The 15,179-nt window shown below is 65.5% G+C and carries 15 protein-coding genes; 14 read left to right on the forward strand and 1 reads right to left on the reverse strand.

Annotated elements, in window-relative coordinates:
- The first annotated feature begins 74 nt into the window (after positions 1-74).
- Both DK26_RS16955 and DK26_RS16960 read left to right on the forward strand, forming a co-directional pair.
- Positions 75-947 carry a MurR/RpiR family transcriptional regulator gene (locus DK26_RS16955; protein WP_066474922.1) on the forward strand — a complete coding sequence of 291 codons (873 nt, stop codon included), beginning with the start codon at positions 75-77 and terminating at the stop codon, positions 945-947.
- 300 nt (positions 948-1,247) lie between these two features.
- Positions 1,248-1,646, forward strand: a complete 399-nt coding sequence (locus DK26_RS16960; RefSeq protein WP_157089691.1) for a hypothetical protein — start codon at positions 1,248-1,250, stop codon at positions 1,644-1,646.
- 171 nt (positions 1,647-1,817) lie between these two features.
- Here the strand turns inward: DK26_RS16960 and DK26_RS16965 are convergent, their stop codons facing one another.
- On the reverse strand, positions 1,818-2,828 hold the full coding sequence (locus DK26_RS16965) for a transporter (RefSeq protein WP_066474935.1): 1,011 nt from the start codon (positions 2,826-2,828) through the stop codon (positions 1,818-1,820).
- Between the two features lie 137 nt (positions 2,829-2,965).
- On the opposite strand from DK26_RS16965, the gene DK26_RS16970 reads away from it, so the two are divergent.
- From DK26_RS16970 to DK26_RS17025, 12 genes are all read left to right on the forward strand, one after another.
- On the forward strand, positions 2,966-3,253 hold the full coding sequence (locus DK26_RS16970; RefSeq protein WP_248310003.1) for a hypothetical protein: 288 nt from the start codon (positions 2,966-2,968) through the stop codon (positions 3,251-3,253).
- A gap of 214 nt (positions 3,254-3,467) precedes the next feature.
- Positions 3,468-4,187 (forward strand): hypothetical protein, encoded by a 720-nt coding sequence (locus DK26_RS16975; RefSeq protein WP_066474936.1) that lies wholly within the window; start codon positions 3,468-3,470, stop codon positions 4,185-4,187.
- Between the two features lie 196 nt (positions 4,188-4,383).
- Complete coding sequence (locus DK26_RS16980; protein ID WP_248310021.1) at positions 4,384-5,916, forward strand: arylsulfatase; 1,533 nt, start codon at positions 4,384-4,386, stop codon at positions 5,914-5,916.
- 63 nt (positions 5,917-5,979) lie between these two features.
- On the forward strand, positions 5,980-7,431 hold the full coding sequence (locus tag DK26_RS16985) for a DUF1254 domain-containing protein (RefSeq protein WP_083533282.1): 1,452 nt from the start codon (positions 5,980-5,982) through the stop codon (positions 7,429-7,431).
- A gap of 16 nt (positions 7,432-7,447) precedes the next feature.
- Positions 7,448-8,479, forward strand: a complete 1,032-nt coding sequence (locus tag DK26_RS16990) for a DUF1254 domain-containing protein (RefSeq protein ID WP_066474941.1) — start codon at positions 7,448-7,450, stop codon at positions 8,477-8,479.
- Between the two features lie 39 nt (positions 8,480-8,518).
- A complete protein-coding gene (locus DK26_RS16995) occupies positions 8,519-9,520 on the forward strand; it encodes an HAD family hydrolase (RefSeq protein WP_066474944.1) in 1,002 nt (333 codons plus the stop codon).
- Positions 9,521-9,534: 14 nt separating this feature from the next.
- Positions 9,535-10,482 (forward strand): formylglycine-generating enzyme family protein, encoded by a 948-nt coding sequence (locus tag DK26_RS17000; protein WP_066474946.1) that lies wholly within the window; start codon positions 9,535-9,537, stop codon positions 10,480-10,482.
- A 35-nt stretch (positions 10,483-10,517) separates the two neighbouring features.
- Positions 10,518-12,152, forward strand: coding sequence for an arylsulfatase (locus DK26_RS17005; RefSeq protein ID WP_083533283.1), 1,635 nt, complete (start codon positions 10,518-10,520; stop codon positions 12,150-12,152).
- Positions 12,153-12,246: 94 nt separating this feature from the next.
- On the forward strand, positions 12,247-12,516 hold the full coding sequence (locus DK26_RS17010) for a hypothetical protein (RefSeq protein ID WP_066474947.1): 270 nt from the start codon (positions 12,247-12,249) through the stop codon (positions 12,514-12,516).
- 187 nt (positions 12,517-12,703) lie between these two features.
- A complete protein-coding gene (locus tag DK26_RS17015; protein ID WP_066474949.1) occupies positions 12,704-13,687 on the forward strand; it encodes a MoxR family ATPase in 984 nt (327 codons plus the stop codon).
- An 11-nt stretch (positions 13,688-13,698) separates the two neighbouring features.
- A complete protein-coding gene (locus DK26_RS17020; protein ID WP_066474952.1) occupies positions 13,699-14,703 on the forward strand; it encodes a DUF58 domain-containing protein in 1,005 nt (334 codons plus the stop codon).
- Positions 14,700-15,179, forward strand: a complete 480-nt coding sequence (locus tag DK26_RS17025) for a DUF4381 domain-containing protein (protein WP_066474954.1) — start codon at positions 14,700-14,702, stop codon at positions 15,177-15,179. The genes DK26_RS17020 and DK26_RS17025 overlap by 4 nt, the downstream gene beginning before the upstream one ends.

A 15,179-nucleotide genomic window follows, 5' to 3' on the forward strand; every position in this document is an offset into this window, starting at 1 on the left:
GAACGTTTTTGACAGTTTTATTTTCACGCGGTAGCAAACATGAAAATGATCCGACGTCAATCAGCGGAAAAGCCATGTCACGCGCCCTGAAGCCGACGACGGACCTCGCCAACCGCATCGCCCGGGTCTACCCCTCGCTCAGCGAAGGCCATCGCAAGGCGGCCGACTTCGTCCTGCAGAGCCCGCTCGATTCCGCGACGGTGACGATCGAAGGGCTGGCCGAGAAGAGCGGCACCTCGACCGCGACGGTCACCCGTTTCGTCCGGGCGCTGGGCTACCGCAATTATGGCGACTTCCGCGCCGCGCTGTCGACGGCACTCAAGGTCGCGCTCGCGCCGGTCGAAGGCCTCGCCGATGCGCGTGCGGCCGCCGGTTCGGTCTTCGCAACGATGGCGACGACGCTGAAGGGCGAGGCCGCCAATCTCGATGAGGCGATAGCGACGCTGGAGGAGGAGACGGTCAACCGCGCCATCGCCCTCCTGCTCAAGGCGCGCCGCATCTTCATCGTCGGCTCCGGCGCGAGCCACCATGTCGGCGCCTTCCTGGAGGATGGGCTGGCGCTCTATCTCGATGCCGACGTGGTCTTCGCCTCTTCGCGCGGCGGGCCGGAGCGCGCGGTCCGCCACATGCTCTCGGCCGGGCCGGAGGATGTCGTCATCGCGATCTCGCTGCCGCGCTATTCACGCGCGACGCTGGAGCTCGCCAGATTCGCCAAGAAGCGCGACGCCGTGCTCATCGCGCTGACCGACGGGCCGTCATCGCCGCTGGTTCCGCTGGCGGACATGACGCTGTTCGCGCCCGCCCGCAACAGCTTCCTGCCGAACTCGCCGACGGCCGCCTTCGCGGTTGCCGACGCGCTGATCACGACGCTGGCGCGCGAGCGCCCCGATGCGGTCGAGGCGCTGAAGGGCCTGAGCGAAAGCCTGCTCTGGACGTTCCACTATTGATTGTGGTTCGATGACCCAACGTCGCGTCCTTCGGCGCTGCCTCGGGCCGCCCGCAGGCCGCGAGGGAAGCGATACGGTCGGCAGAGAAGGCAGCAAGTTTACCGACCGGCTGTGTTGGCCGCGGCTGACGAACATGAGGATAGTCCGGCCGGTCTCGAAACCGGCTGTAACCGTTACGGGCATGGACCTCGCTTCCAGCGCGTGACGATCTATCCGAGAGTGCAGGTGCAATCGTAGTTGGAAGGGTCGCGCCCGGGCGCGACCTGCGACAGGTGATCCATGAGCCGAAGCCAGAGGTTCTTGACGTTTTTGCTGTTTGCCGGCGCATCTGCCGCAAGCACTGGGGCCGCGGCCCAGGCTTCGCCGGAGCGTCTGCAGGGCGCCTGGGCGACCAACGCCGCGACCTGCGATCAGGTCTTCACCAAGCGCAGTGGCAGGCTGGTGTTCAACAAGCAATCGATCGAAGGCTGGTCAGGCTTCATCGCGACAGGCAAGCATATCCGCAGCCCCAACGCGAGCTGCGACGTGATCTCGTCGAAGCAGAAAGGCGATGTGCTGAGCTTTCTACTGGGCTGCGAGAACGAGATCATCTTCGAGACGGTGAGCGTCTCGGTCCGCTTCAAGCCTGATGGGGGGCTCGTCCGTTTCGATCCGGAGTTTCCCGAGGTCGAGACTCCCTATCATCGCTGCGACGGCTGACGCGCAGCTCGGCCGGCTATGTGCGATCCAGTTCGACATCGTCGAGATCGGAAGAAGCGATGCGAGCGGGCTTGAGAGCCGGACTGTCAGGTGCGGTCGCGCTGGTTTAGCTGATCGGCGCCGGCGGCTTCCGGCTTAGGGGCAGCGCCGAGCTGCCTCGTCCCACCGGGGCTAATTCTTGACGACCTTCGGCTGTGGCGTGGGCTGGGGAGTTGGCGCCGGTCCGAGCGGAAAGGCGACGCTCAGCAGCACGCTCGTGCCCTGCGGACGGTTCTCGACGCTGACCTCGCGCATGACCTTCACGCGGGTGGAGACCGGCGTTCCCGCGACGCTGAAATTATAGCCGATCGTGCCGCCGACCGTGGTGACGCGGCCCTTATAGGGGCCGAGCGAGGCGCCGGCGCCGCCATCGCCGCTGACCTGCTGGTAGTGCGAGACAAAGGCGCCGATCGAGAATTCCTTGCTCAGATACTGGGTGATCGCCAGATCGCCATGGACGGCGTTGCCGCTCCGGTAGTCGGTCGCCTGGTTCGTGCCGTTCATCTCGAAGCCGATGGCTCCTGAGATATCGAGGCCGATTTTCGGATCGAGCCAGGTCGCAGCCGCGTAGACGTCGCCGATCCAGCGGTTGAAGGCGACGTTCGACAGCTCGCCATCCTGGTAGGCGCCGGCGGGGATGCTGACCGCGCCACCGACCAGCCAATGAAAGTTGCCGGCATGCCAGCCGACGAAGCTGGAGACTATCGGGTCACCTATGTTGAAGGTGGCATCGCGCAGGCCGAGGCCAAAGGCGCGGCCGAGGCGCGGCGCCGCGATCACGGCGCCAGCGCTCACGCGCGGTGTTCCGAACGGGACCGTGATCGCAAAGGCGAGGTTGCCGCCGAAGATCTCGAGCGGTGTCACCCAGGTCGGAGTCGAGAAGTTGATCCTGGCCTCGACTTCGACACTGGAGAGAACGGCGCCACCGAACTGGGTCTGCGTGCGGGCCGAGAGACGGCCGGAATAGGCGTAGAAATCGTTCTCGAAATAGAAGCCCGGTGGCGGCGCGATACCTGCGCCCGCTCCGCGCAGTCCCGGAAGGAACAGACTCGCCCCGCCTTCGGTCGCGGCCAGGGGCGTGTGCAGGAGTGTTCCGCAAAGGCAGGCCGAGGCGCCAAGCAGAGCGGCCCTGAGTCGCTTCATAACCGGCCTCCCGTGCTTCGTGATGAAGGCTGAGATGATTTGGCTGTGACCGTCAAGACGAGGGTGTAACGAGGCTCGCTCTGAACACGGCCTCACGGCGCAACTGTTACGGCTGCACCCGAGGAGACTTGGTCGATATGCTGTTCCTCTACGCCTCACGAAAAGGTGAACGCGTGGCTATGGAACAGGCGCAAAGACGCGGGCTCGCACGCCTCATGCTTCGTTGGCCGAACAGGCGCACGGAGCTGCGCGAGAAATTTGCCCGCGATCCGCGGCTGGTGGAGCTTTGCGAGGCCTATGAAGCCGCCTGCGAAGCCGCCGCATACTGGGCGAAATCTCCCGCGACAGTGAGCAAACAGCGGCTCGAGGAATACAACGCGCTCGCATCCGCGACAGAACAAGATATTCTGGAGAGGATTTCCTAACTTCGCGGTTCCCGGTGCTGCCTCGGTGTAGGCTGTGCTCCTTGCCAACTGAACCGCCGTTGCGCCATTGTCATCGTGATCGGGGAAGCTGTTATTCAGTCCAGGCTTTGGAGGCGGAGCAATGGACGAAAGTGTTTCGGCCCACGGCGCTGAGCCGCCATCTCATGAGATATTTGAATCGCTCCAAACTCTACTCGCGAACGACGCTCTGCGATTGTCGGAGCGCAACCGGCGATTCCTGTCCTTCGTGGTGATGCAGACCATCGAAGGCCGCTCGGACCGGATCAAGGCCTATTCGATCGGCGTCGATGTGTTCGGCCGCGATGATAGCTTCGACCCGACGGTCGACCCGATCGTCCGCATCGAGGCTACCCGGCTGCGGTCGGCGCTGACGGCCTATTATGAGGGGGCCGGGGCAGGGGACCGTATCAGGATCGCGATGCCGCGCGGCGGCTATGTCCCGAGCTTTGCATGGTCGCCGGAATTCGCGGCAACCGTGGGCGCGTCGGAGGCGGCGAAAGCAGACCAGGCCGACACGGCACCGACGGCCACCGTGGTGATCCATGACCATTCCGGGCATTCCGATCCGGACGCCGAATTGCGTGGCGAGCTCTTCACCGACGCGCTGCTCTTGCTGCTGCGCAAGGCACGCTTCAAGACGCTCGTCGTGCCGCCGGCAGAACGCGCCGCCGCGTCGGGCGCGATCCAGGCGCTCTTCGCGCACCCCGGCGAAACCTATTCGCTCGACATCGCGGTGCGTCCGATGGCCGAGCGCCGCCGCTATTCCTGGCGCTTCAGCGACCTGCGCAACGGAGAGGTGCTGGCCTCCAATTTTCGCGAGTATGTCGCCAGGGCCATGCCGTGCTTCGAGCAGATCGACGATCTGGCTCAGGACGCCACGAAATCGATCACGGCCGTGCTTGCAATGCGTTGAGGCGGGCAGGCCAGGTACGCTGATACAGTTACAGGCTTAGGCCCATCCTGCCCCCATGCAAGTCTCCGCCGCGCGCCGGCTTTGCGGTCGTGATGACGCGCAAGGCCCGGCGAGCGCCCGCAATCGGGAGAGTCTCATGGGACGCCAGAAATTCCTCGCCGCGGTTGGCCTCGTCGTCGGGCTGGGGCTGTCGGCGATGCCGGCGCAGGCCCAGCCGGCGCCGAGCCCCAATACCGCGAAGCCGAACATCCTGGTGATCTTCGGCGACGATGTCGGTCAGTCGAACATCAGCGCCTATTCGCACGGTCTTGTCGGCTATCGCACGCCGAACATCGACCGGATCGCCAAGGAAGGCATGATGTTCACCGACTATTATGCGGAGAACAGCTGCACGGCCGGGCGCTCGACCTTCATCACCGGCCAGGTCTGCCTGCGCACCGGCCTCTGCAAGGTCGGCATCCCCGGCGCGACCGTCGGCCTCCAGGATCGCGACGTGACCATCGCCGAGGCGCTGAAGCCGCTCGGCTACGCCACCGGCCAGTTTGGCAAGAACCATCTCGGCGACCGCGACGAGTACCTGCCGACACGGCACGGCTTCGACGAGTTCTTCGGCAATCTCTACCACCTCAATGCCGAAGAGGAGCCGGAGCGGCCGTATTATCCGAAGAACGATACCGAATTCGTCAAGTCGAGTTCGCCGCGCGGCGTGCTGAAGTCGTCGGCCGATGGCAAGATCGAGGACACCGGGCCGCTGACGCGCAAGCGCATGGAGACGGTGGACGACGAGACCACGGCCGGCGCGATCGACTTCATGCAGCGTCAGGTGCGGGCCAACAAACCGTTCTTCACCTGGATGAACACGACCCGCATGCATGCCTTCACGCATGTGCGGGAGTCGATGAAGGGCCAGAGCGGCATGCCCGGCAATGACTACGCCGACGGCATGATCGAGCATGACGGCGATGTCGGCAAGCTGCTGAAGGCGATCGACGATCTCGGCGTCGCCAATAACACCATTGTCATCTACACCACCGACAACGGCCCGAACCAATGGTCCTGGCCGGACGCGGCGACCACCCAGTTCCGCAGCGAGAAGGACACCAACTGGGAGGGTGCCTTCCGGGTGCCGGCGATGATCCGCTGGCCCGGCAAGGTCAAGGCCGGCGAGGTCTCGAACGAGATGATCTCGGGGCTCGACTGGTTCCCGACGCTGGTGGCAGCCGCGGGCGATGGAGAGATCAAGGACAAGCTCGCCAAGGGGACATCGCTCGGCAGCAAGCAGGCCAAGGTCCACCTCGATGGTTACAACCAGCTGCCCTATCTGACTGGGCAGCAGCCGAAATCGGCCCGAAACGAGTTCTTCTACTTCAACGATGACGGCGAACTGGTTGCCTATCGCCACGACAATTGGAAGATCGTGTTCTGCGAGCAGCGTCAGCCCGGCGGTTTCACGGTCTGGTCGAACCCGTTCACCTGCCTGCGCGCTCCGAAGGTCTTCAACCTGCGGATGGACCCGATGGAACGGGCCGATATCGTCTCGGACCAGTACTATGACTGGCTCGCCAAGAACGCCTACCTCATCCAGTACGGCGTTTATAAGGTCGCGCCGTTCCTCCAGACCTTCACGAACTATCCGCCGAGCCAGCGGCCGGCGAGCTTCAGCGTCGACCAGATGGTGGCGGCGCTGATGCGCAACCTGGATCAGACGGCAAGCAAGGCCGCAAAATAATCGCGCGAACGTCGGCCGGCTCGCACCTTCGCGCGGCCGGCGATGTCCTGGATGGGTGGTTAAATGGGTAGCTATCGCGGAACTTCACCTCTCGCCATCCTGGCGCCGAACCGACGCCAGATTATTGCCGGGACGGCGGCGACGCTGGTGGCTGGGGTTTCCGGCACTGCGCCGGGCTTCGCGCAGTCGGTATCGCCCGGGGAGGCGCGTGCAATCGCCAAGGAGGCGACGATCTACGGCTTCCCAATGGTGGACAGCTATCGCATCCAGCATTCCTACTTCGTCGACAGCGCAGGCCCAGAATACAAGGGGCCGTGGAACACGCTGATCAACAATGCGCGGGTCTACACGCCCGACGACAAGGCGATCCAGACACCGAATTCCGACACGCCCTATTCCTATGTCGGGGCCGATCTGCGGGCCGAGCCGCTCGTCTTCACCGTGCCAGCGGTCGAGAAGGGACGCTACTACGCGCTTCAGTTCATCGACATGTACACCTTCGACTTCGCCTATGTCGGTAGCCGCGCCACCGGTAACGGCGCCGGCAGCTATCTGCTCGCCGGCCCGCGCTGGAAGGGCGACAAGCCCAAGGGCGTGAAGTCGGTGATCCGCTGCGAGACCGATTTCGCCTTCGTGCTCTACCGGACGCAGCTTTTCGACCCGGCCGATATCGAGAAGGTCAAGGCGATCCAGGCCGGCTACAAGGTCCAGACGCTGTCGCAGTTCGAGGGACGCTCGGCGCCGGTAGTCGCGCCTGCCGTGGCTTTCGTAAAGCCGCTCGGTCCGGAACAGGAGCGCAGTTCGCTCGAGTTCTTCGGTCTCCTGAACTTCCTTCTGCAGTTCTGTCCGACGCACCCCTCCGAAAAGGCCTTGATGCAGCGCTTTGCCGGAATCGGCGTCGGTGCCGGCAAACGCTTCGATGCCAACGCGCTCTCGCCCGAGATGCGCACGGCGCTCCAGGAGGGCATGGCGGACGGTTGGACGGCGTTCGCCACCTACAAGGCGACGGAACTCGACACCGGCAAGCGAACCAGCGCCGACGGCTTCGGTACGCGCGCCTTCCTCAACAACGACTACATGTCCCGCATGTCGGCAGCCGCGCTCGGCATCTACGGAAACGCGAAGCAGGAGGCGCTCTATCCTGCCTACTTCGTCGATTCCACCGGCCAGAAGCTGGAGGGTGCGAACCGCTACGTTCTGCGCTTCCCGGCGCGGCAGCTGCCGCCGGTCAACGCCTTCTGGTCGCTGACCATGTACCAGCTGCCGGAGAGCCTGCTCTACGCCAATCCGATCAACCGCTACCTGATCAACTCGCCGATGGTACCCTCGCTGAAGCGCGATCCGGATGGCGGCGTCACGATCCATGTCCAGCACGAATCTCCCGGGAAGGACCGGGAGGCGAACTGGCTGCCGGCGCCCGCCGGGCCGTTCTTCGCGGTGATGCGGCTGTACTGGCCCAAGCAGCCGGCGTTGAATGGAAAATGGAAAGCGCCCGCACTGGCGCGGGCAAGCTGACGCGAGGAGCCGTTAGATGACGACCAGGCGGGTAATCAGTGCTTTCGCCATCATGCTCGCCGCGACCGGTGCGGCGCGCGCCCAAGCCGCCGGCGGAGCCGCCGTGCCGGTTGGCGTCGACAACTTCATCCGCGCTGAATCCGATCTCTATCTGGGCAACATGGTCAGGGATGGCGGCTTCGGGAAATTCCTGCACCGGCGCGAGCCGGCCTCTATCGACGACCAGACGGTCATCCGGCTCAACCGCGACACCCTCTATTCGGCCGCCGTCTTCGATCTCGATGCCGGCCCGGTGACGATCAAGCTGCCCGATGCCGGCAAGCGCTTCATGTCGATGCAGGTCATCAACCAGGATCACTATGTCCCGGCGGTCTACTATGGAGCCGGCAGCCACACCCTCACCAGGTCCAACGTTGGCACGCGCTATGCGATCGTCGGAATTCGCACCCTCGTCGATCCCAAGGACCCGAAGGACGTGCAGCAGGTTCACGCCCTGCAGGACGCGATCAAGGTCAGCCAGAAGAGCGCCGGCAAGTTCGAGGTGCCGAACTGGGATCAGGCCAGCCAGAAGAAGGTCCGCGACGCGCTGCTCGTGCTGGGCTCGACGATTCCGGACTTCAAGAAGGCGTTCGGCACCAAGAAGGAGGTGGACCCGATCCGGCACCTGATCGGCACCGCGCTGGGCTGGGGCGGAAACCCGGACAAGGATGCGGTCTACCTCAACGTCACGCCGACGGGGAACGACGGGAAAACGGTCTACAAGCTCGTCGTCAAGGATGTGCCGGTGAACGGCTTCTGGTCGGTCAGCCTCTACAATGCCGAGGGCTACTACCAGAAGAACCCTTACGACGCGTACGCGCTCAACAACCTCACCGCTGCGAAAAGCCTTGACGGCTCGATCGCCATCCAGTTCGGCGGCTGCGACGGCAAGGTCCCCAATTGCCTGCCGACCATGCCCGGCTGGAACTACACGGTGCGGCTCTATCGCCCGAAGGCCGAGATCCTGAACGGCAAATGGAGCTTCCCGCGGCCTCAGCCGGTTTCGTGAGCCGCGGCTCGACAGGGCGCGTTTCAGAAGGAGAGGTGGATGTTGAACCGACGAGCCTTCTGCACAGCCCTTCTGATCGCTGGGCTATTGGGCTGGGGCGGCGGCGCTCTCGCCCAGAGCGACCCGCTGCCGTCCTGGAACGACGGCAAGGCCAAGCAGGCGATCCTCGATTTCGTCGGCAAGGTGACGCGCGAGGGCGGTCCGGACTTCGTCAAGCCGGCCGAGCGCATCGCCACCTTCGACAATGACGGCACGCTCTGGGCCGAGCAGCCGGCCTATTTCCAGCTGCTCTTCGCCTTCGACGAGATCAAGCGGCAGGTTGCGGAGAAGCCGGGATTGAAGAGCAAGGAGCCTTATCGCTCCGTGCTCGCGCGCGATCTCAAGGGTCTGACCGCGGACGGCAACAAGGGCCTGCTTCAGGTCATGGCCCTGACCCATTCAGGCATGACCACCGAGGCGTTCGAAGCTTCTGTCGCCAACTGGCTGAGCTCGGCCCGCCATCCGACCAAGCAGCGCCTCTACACCGAGATGGTCTACCAGCCCCAGCTCGAATTGCTCGCCTATCTTCGCGCCAACGGCTTCAAGACCTTCATCGTCTCCGGCGGCGGCGTCGAATTCATGCGGGTCTTCGCCGACAAGGTCTATGGCATCCCGCCTGAGCAGGTCGTCGGCTCGTCGGGCGTGGTCAAGTTCCGCATGGACGCGGCTGGAAAGCCTCAGCTGTTCAAGGAAGGCAAGGTCGAATTCATCGATGACGGGCCGGGCAAGCCGGTCGGCATCAATCGCTTCATCGGCCGGCGTCCGATCCTCGCCTTCGGCAATTCCGACGGCGACCTCCAGATGCTGCAGTACACGGCGGGGGGCAGCGGTCCGCGGCTGGCGCTGATCGTCCACCACACCGATGCCGAGCGCGAATGGGCCTATGATCGCAAGTCGCAGATCGGCAAGCTCGACAAGGCGCTCGACGAGGCAGCGGCCAAGGGCTGGACGGTCATCGATATGAAGCAGGACTGGAAGACCGTCTTTCCTGGAAGTCGCTAGGGCAGGGTCAATACATGCTGGACAGGCCGGTTCTCACCCATGGCATGCGGCGCGTCGAAGGCGGCACCTTCCGCATGGGCTCGGACGTGCACTACGCCGAGGAGGCGCCGAGCCACCGGGTCAGCGTCGACGGCTTCTGGATCGACGAGACGCCGATCACAAACGCTCAGTTCCGCGCCTTTGTCGAGGCCACCGGGCATGTCACCTTCGCCGAGATCGCTCCCGACCCGAAGGATTATCCCGGTGCCTTGCCGCATATGCTGCGGGCGGGATCGCTGATGTTCAATCCGCCGACGCATCCGGTCGATCTGCGTGACTGGTCGCAATGGTGGACGTTCAAGTTCGGCGCGACCTGGCGCAAGCCCTATGGCGCGGGCTCCTCGATCAAGGGGCTGGACGATCATCCCGTCGTCCACGTCGCCTATCGCGATGCGCAGGCCTATGCGGCCTGGGCCGGCAAGGCATTGCCGACAGAGGCGGAATGGGAGTTTGCCGCCTGGGGCGGGCGCGAAGGCAGCGAATTCGCCTGGGGCGATGAGCTCACGCCGGAAGGCCGCCATATGGCGAACACCTGGCAGGGCAGCTTCCCGCACGAGAACACCAAGGACGATGGCTGGGCCCGGACCTCGCCCGTCCGCAGCTATCCGCCCAATGGCTACGGGCTCTACGACATGATCGGCAATGTCTGGGAATTGACCTCCGATTTCTGGTCCACCCGCCATCAGGCCGATGCGCCGAAGGCCTGCTGCGTGCCGCAGAACCCGCGCGGCGGCCCCGAAGCCGACAGCTACGACCCCCGCCAGCCGGAGATCCTTATCCCGCGCCGGGTCCTGAAGGGCGGCTCGCATCTTTGCGCGCCGAGCTATTGCCGCCGCTACCGCCCGGCCGCGCGGCACGCCGAGCCCGTCGACACATCGACGAGCCATGTCGGCTTCCGCTGCGTCGTGAGGACGGAAACCTAACTAGTCCAGCCCCGCATGCCTAAGGAGGATGTTCGATGACAGCAGACCCGAACAAGACCGACCAGACTGCGACTGCAAGGGACGACATCGACCTCAATCGCCGCCGTATCCTGCTGTCCGGGACGGCCTTCGTGGCCGCCGCCGCGGCCGGCACCCAGGCCCCGGCGCAGCAGCCGGCCGCCACGCCGCAGGCGAGCGCCGGTTCCGGCCGCCAGCCGAACATCCTCGTCATCTGGGGCGACGATATCGGCACCTGGAACATCAGCCACAACAATCGCGGCATGATGGGCTACCAGACCCCGAACATCGACCGCATCGCCAGGGAAGGTGTCGCGTTCACCGACTATTACGGCCAGCAGAGCTGCACTGCGGGACGCGCCGCCTTCATCGGCGGGAACGTCCCGGTGCGGACCGGCATGACCAAGGTCGGGCTGCCGGGCGCCAAGGAGGGCTGGCAGAAAACCGACGTCACCATGGCGACGGTGCTGAAGTCGCGGGGCTATGCCACCGGCCAGTTCGGCAAGAACCATCAGGGTGACCGCGACGAGCACCTGCCGACCCAGCACGGCTTCGACGAGTTCCTCGGCAATCTCTACCACCTCAACGCCGAGGAGGAGCCGGAGAACTTCGATTACCCGAAGGATCCCGAGTTCCGGAAGAAATTCGGACCGCGCGGCGTGATCAAGGCCTCGGCCGATGGCAAGATCGAGGATACCGGGCCGCTGACCAAGAAGCGGATGGAAACCATCGACGAGGAGACGCTCGCGGCAGCGAAGGATTTCATCCAGCGCCAGGTTCGGGCCAACAAGCCCTTCTTCACCTGGTGGAACGCGACGCGGATGCATTTCCGCACCCACCTCAAGTCCGCCAGCCGTGGCAAGTCGGGCCAGGACGAGTACTCGGACGGCATGGTCGAGCATGATGGAATGGTCGGCGAATTGCTCAAGCTCGTCGACGATCTCGGCATCGCGAACGATACGATCGTCTTCTACTCGACCGACAACGGCCCGCACTACAATACCTGGCCCGATGCCGGCACGACGCCCTTCCGCAGCGAGAAGAACTCGAACTGGGAAGGCGCCTATCGCGTGCCGGCCTTCGTTCGCTGGCCGGGCAAGTTCCCGGCGGGCACGACGCTGAACGGCATTTTCGCACATGAGGACTGGCTGCCGACCTTTGCCGCCGCGGCGGGCGCGCCGGACATCGCGGAGCAGCTGCTCAAGGGCGTGACGCTCAACGGGCGCCCCTACAAGAACCACATCGATGGCTACAACCAGCTCGACTATCTCTCCGGCAAGACCAAGGAATCGCCGCGCAAGGAGTTCTGGTACGTTAACGACGATGGCCAGGTCGTCGCGGCGCGCTACGAGGACTGGAAGGTCGTCTTCCTGGAGAACCGCGGTCAGGCGTTCGGTGTCTGGCGCGAGCCGTTCACCGAACTGCGCGTGCCATTGTTGTTCCATCTCCGCCGCGACCCGTTCGAGAAGGCGCAGCACAATGCCAACGTCTACAATGACTGGTTCCTGGACCGTGCCTTCGTCCTCGTCCCGATCCAGGGGCTTGCGGCGAAGTTCCTCCAGTCGATGAAGGAGTATCCGCCGAGCCAGACGCCCGGCTCCTTCAACCTGACTAAGATCGAGGAGCAGTTGCGGGCGAGTGCCACTCGCTGAGCCGATCAACGCGGCCCCTTGCTCTCGCGGCAAAGGGGCCGCATCCTCGGAGCTGCCGCATGGCCAGGGTTTGTTTTGAACTGTCGAGGATCGGATGAAGAACGCGCTGAAGACCTTCCGCCTTCCGGCCGCCATGCTGTGTTGCCTGCCCCTGATCGCCTGCACCACCACGGCCGAGCAGGCGCCGCCGGCCGCGGCGCCGGCGCCTTCGGTTGCGTCGAGCCAGCCGCCGCAGCGCAGCTATCTCGATCCCGGCCCCAACCCGGCGCGGACCGGCGGGCCGGCCTATGTCCGGGCCAATCAGAACAGTTCGACGCGGCAGACCGATTTCTTCGGGAACGACCTGCTTCCTCAGACCCCATAACGCCGACGCGCTGCGAGCAGCCCGGTTCCGGCTGCTCGCAGCCATTCAGCGTCGGGAGCCCGCATATCGTCGTCGCGCTCAGGCAAGCAGGCGAGGGGGTACGCGACCCGGGGCTGTAACGGTTACAGCAGTGACTTGTCCGTCTCCCTCGGCAGAATTTCCCGATGCTGGCCGAAGGGAACGGGCGATGGACGGAACCGGACCGAGCGTACGCAGTGCCGTCGGCGACCTCCAGGGCCGGATCAACCGGGACATCATCGGCCAGAAGCGCGTCGTCGAGCGCATCGTCATCGCGCTCCTCGCCAATGGCAACGTCCTGCTCGAGGGCTTGCCCGGCCTCGCCAAGACCCGCGCGATCAAGAGCCTGTCGAAAAATCTCGAATCGGACTTCAGCCGTATCCAGTTCACGCCGGACCTGCTGCCTTCCGACGTAACCGGCGGCGAGATCCTGCGCCCGGATGGCCAGTTCGAGTTCCGCAAGGGGCCGATCTTCGGCAACCTCATCCTCGCCGACGAGATCAATCGCGCCCCGCCCAAGGTCCAGTCCGCCCTGCTCGAGGCGATGGAGGAGCGCCACGTCACCGTAGCCGGCAAGCGCTACGAGCTGCCGCCGCTCTTCATGGTGCTGGCCACCCAGAACCCGATCGAGCAGGAGGGCACCTATCCGCTGCCGGAAGCGCAGATGGACCGCTTCCTGATGCATATCCGCATCGACTACCCGTCCGATGCGGACGAGGTGAAGGTGATGCGGCTGGTCCGTTCCGAGAGCGCGGCGCACTCGGCCGATGGCGGATCCGCTCCCGCACAGATTTCGCAGCAGGTGATCTTCGACGCTCGGGCCGAGATCGACCGGGTCGCGGCCAAGGACGTCGTCGAGAACTACATCGTCGCCCTTATCGCCGCGACGCGCCGGCCCGCCGAGTTCGGCGACAAGCTGAAGAACTGGATCGCGGTGGGGGCCAGCCCGCGTGGTTCGCTGGCGCTCGATCGCTGTTCGCGCACCTATGCCTGGCTGCAGGGCCGCGATTTCGTCACGCCGGAGGATGTGCAGGCCGTGGCGCATGACTGCCTGCGGCACCGGGTTTCGCTGTCCTATGAGGCCGGCGCGGACGGCATGAATGCGGACGCGGTTCTTGACGAAGTGATCAGGCAGGTCGCGGTCGCAGTGTAGGGCGGAACGCCATGGCGCTGATGCGAGAGAAACCGAGGGCGGCCGGCAGCGCTTCAGTCGATGGCGCGCGCGCCTTCGTGAGCCTGGGCGAGCTCCTGCGCCTGAAGCATCGCGCCAGCGGCTTCAGCTTCCTGCCGCGCCAGCCGGTGCACAGCCTGCTCGCCGGGCGCCATGCCTCGCGTTTGCGCGGACGCGGCCTGAATTTCGAGGAGCTGCGCCATTATTTCGAGGGCGACGATACCCGCACCATCGACTGGCTGGCGACGGCGCGGCTCGGCAGCCCGCATGTCCGGGTCTATTCCGAGGAACGCGACCGGCCGGTGCTGCTGCTGGTCGACCAGCGCAGCTCGATGTTCTTCGGCAGCCGGCGGGCGATGAAGTCGGTGGCGGCGGCCGAAGCGGCGGCGCTCTCGGCCTGGCGGGTGACCTCGCTGGGCGACCGGGTCGGCGCCGTCGTCTTCGGCGATCGCGGCCTGGTCGTGGTGAAGCCGCAGGCCCGCGATCATGGTGCCATCCGCGTGCTTTCGGAAGTCGCCCGCCAGAACGCGGCGCTGGCGGGACCGAGCGACCGGGCGGCGGCGCCGGGCAGGCTGAACGAGGCCTTGCAGACCGCAGCCCGGCTCGCGACCCATGACTGGTTGATCTGCCTGATCTCGGATGTCGCCGGCGAGGATGCCGAGACGGCGCGGCTCGTCACGCGGCTTTCCGTCCATAACGACGTGCTGGCGATCTTCATCCATGACCCGCTGGAGCAGGATCTCCCCGATATCGGCCCGGCGACCTTCAGCTCGGGCGGCTCCCAGATCGAGATCGATTCATCCGGCGCAGTGCTCCGGCGGGACTTTTCCCGGGAGCGCACTGAGTGGCGCGAGCGGCTGGCGCAGCTTTCGCGCAGCCGGGCTATCCCCGTCCTGCCGATCTCGACGGAGCGCGACGCGGGCGAGCAGCTGCGGGAGCTGATTGGCAAGCGGCGCGCGCAGCAGATGGCGGGCGCGACCGGGCGGAGCGCGCCATGAGCGACCCCGGCGATCTCAGCAGGCTCGCCGATCTGGCCTTGCCGCCTCAGGTCCCGTTCTGGCCGCCGGCCGCCGGAACCGCGATCGTCGGTTGCGCCATCTTGGCGGCCCTCTGCGTGTTCGGTTGGCGGCGCTGGGCACGCTATCGAGCCGATGCCTATCTGCGCGCCGCGGCGGCCGAGCTCGATGGGCTCGGCGCCGCTCCGGTTACGGCGGAGGCGATCTCGTCCGTGCTGAAACGTGCCGCCCTCGTCGCGCATGGCCGCGAGCGGGTCGCCGCCCTGACCGGCCGGGCCTGGGGCGCTTTCCTTGCCGAAACGGCAGCCGGCGATCGGCGGATCGAGGCCCTTGTGTCGGCGATCGAGGGTGCCGCCACTGCAACGACGGCCCTCGAACCGGCTGCTGCGGCGGAAGCGCTCGCGCAGGCTAGGTTATGGCTTCACGGCCAGCGCGGCCGCCTGATGGCGGAGGCCTGA

This window comes from Allobosea sp. WAO, assembly GCF_001509835.1.
In the GTDB taxonomy this organism is placed as follows: Bacteria; Pseudomonadota; Alphaproteobacteria; order Rhizobiales; family Beijerinckiaceae; genus Allobosea.

Coding starts and splice junctions, on each gene's coding strand:
- DK26_RS17015 (WP_066474949.1), top strand. CDS start 12,704: ATGGACGGAACCGGACCGAGCGTACGCAGTGCCGTCGGCGACCTCCAG.
- DK26_RS16985 (WP_083533282.1), top strand. CDS start 5,980: ATGGGTAGCTATCGCGGAACTTCACCTCTCGCCATCCTGGCGCCGAAC.
- DK26_RS17020 (WP_066474952.1), top strand. CDS start 13,699: ATGGCGCTGATGCGAGAGAAACCGAGGGCGGCCGGCAGCGCTTCAGTC.
- DK26_RS17025 (WP_066474954.1), top strand. CDS start 14,700: ATGAGCGACCCCGGCGATCTCAGCAGGCTCGCCGATCTGGCCTTGCCG.
- DK26_RS16995 (WP_066474944.1), top strand. CDS start 8,519: ATGTTGAACCGACGAGCCTTCTGCACAGCCCTTCTGATCGCTGGGCTA.
- DK26_RS17000 (WP_066474946.1), top strand. CDS start 9,535: ATGCTGGACAGGCCGGTTCTCACCCATGGCATGCGGCGCGTCGAAGGC.
- DK26_RS17005 (WP_083533283.1), top strand. CDS start 10,518: ATGACAGCAGACCCGAACAAGACCGACCAGACTGCGACTGCAAGGGAC.
- DK26_RS16970 (WP_248310003.1), top strand. CDS start 2,966: ATGCTGTTCCTCTACGCCTCACGAAAAGGTGAACGCGTGGCTATGGAA.
- DK26_RS16965 (WP_066474935.1), bottom strand. CDS start 2,828: ATGAAGCGACTCAGGGCCGCTCTGCTTGGCGCCTCGGCCTGCCTTTGC.
- DK26_RS17010 (WP_066474947.1), top strand. CDS start 12,247: ATGAAGAACGCGCTGAAGACCTTCCGCCTTCCGGCCGCCATGCTGTGT.
- DK26_RS16990 (WP_066474941.1), top strand. CDS start 7,448: ATGACGACCAGGCGGGTAATCAGTGCTTTCGCCATCATGCTCGCCGCG.
- DK26_RS16980 (WP_248310021.1), top strand. CDS start 4,384: ATGCCGGCGCAGGCCCAGCCGGCGCCGAGCCCCAATACCGCGAAGCCG.
- DK26_RS16955 (WP_066474922.1), top strand. CDS start 75: ATGTCACGCGCCCTGAAGCCGACGACGGACCTCGCCAACCGCATCGCC.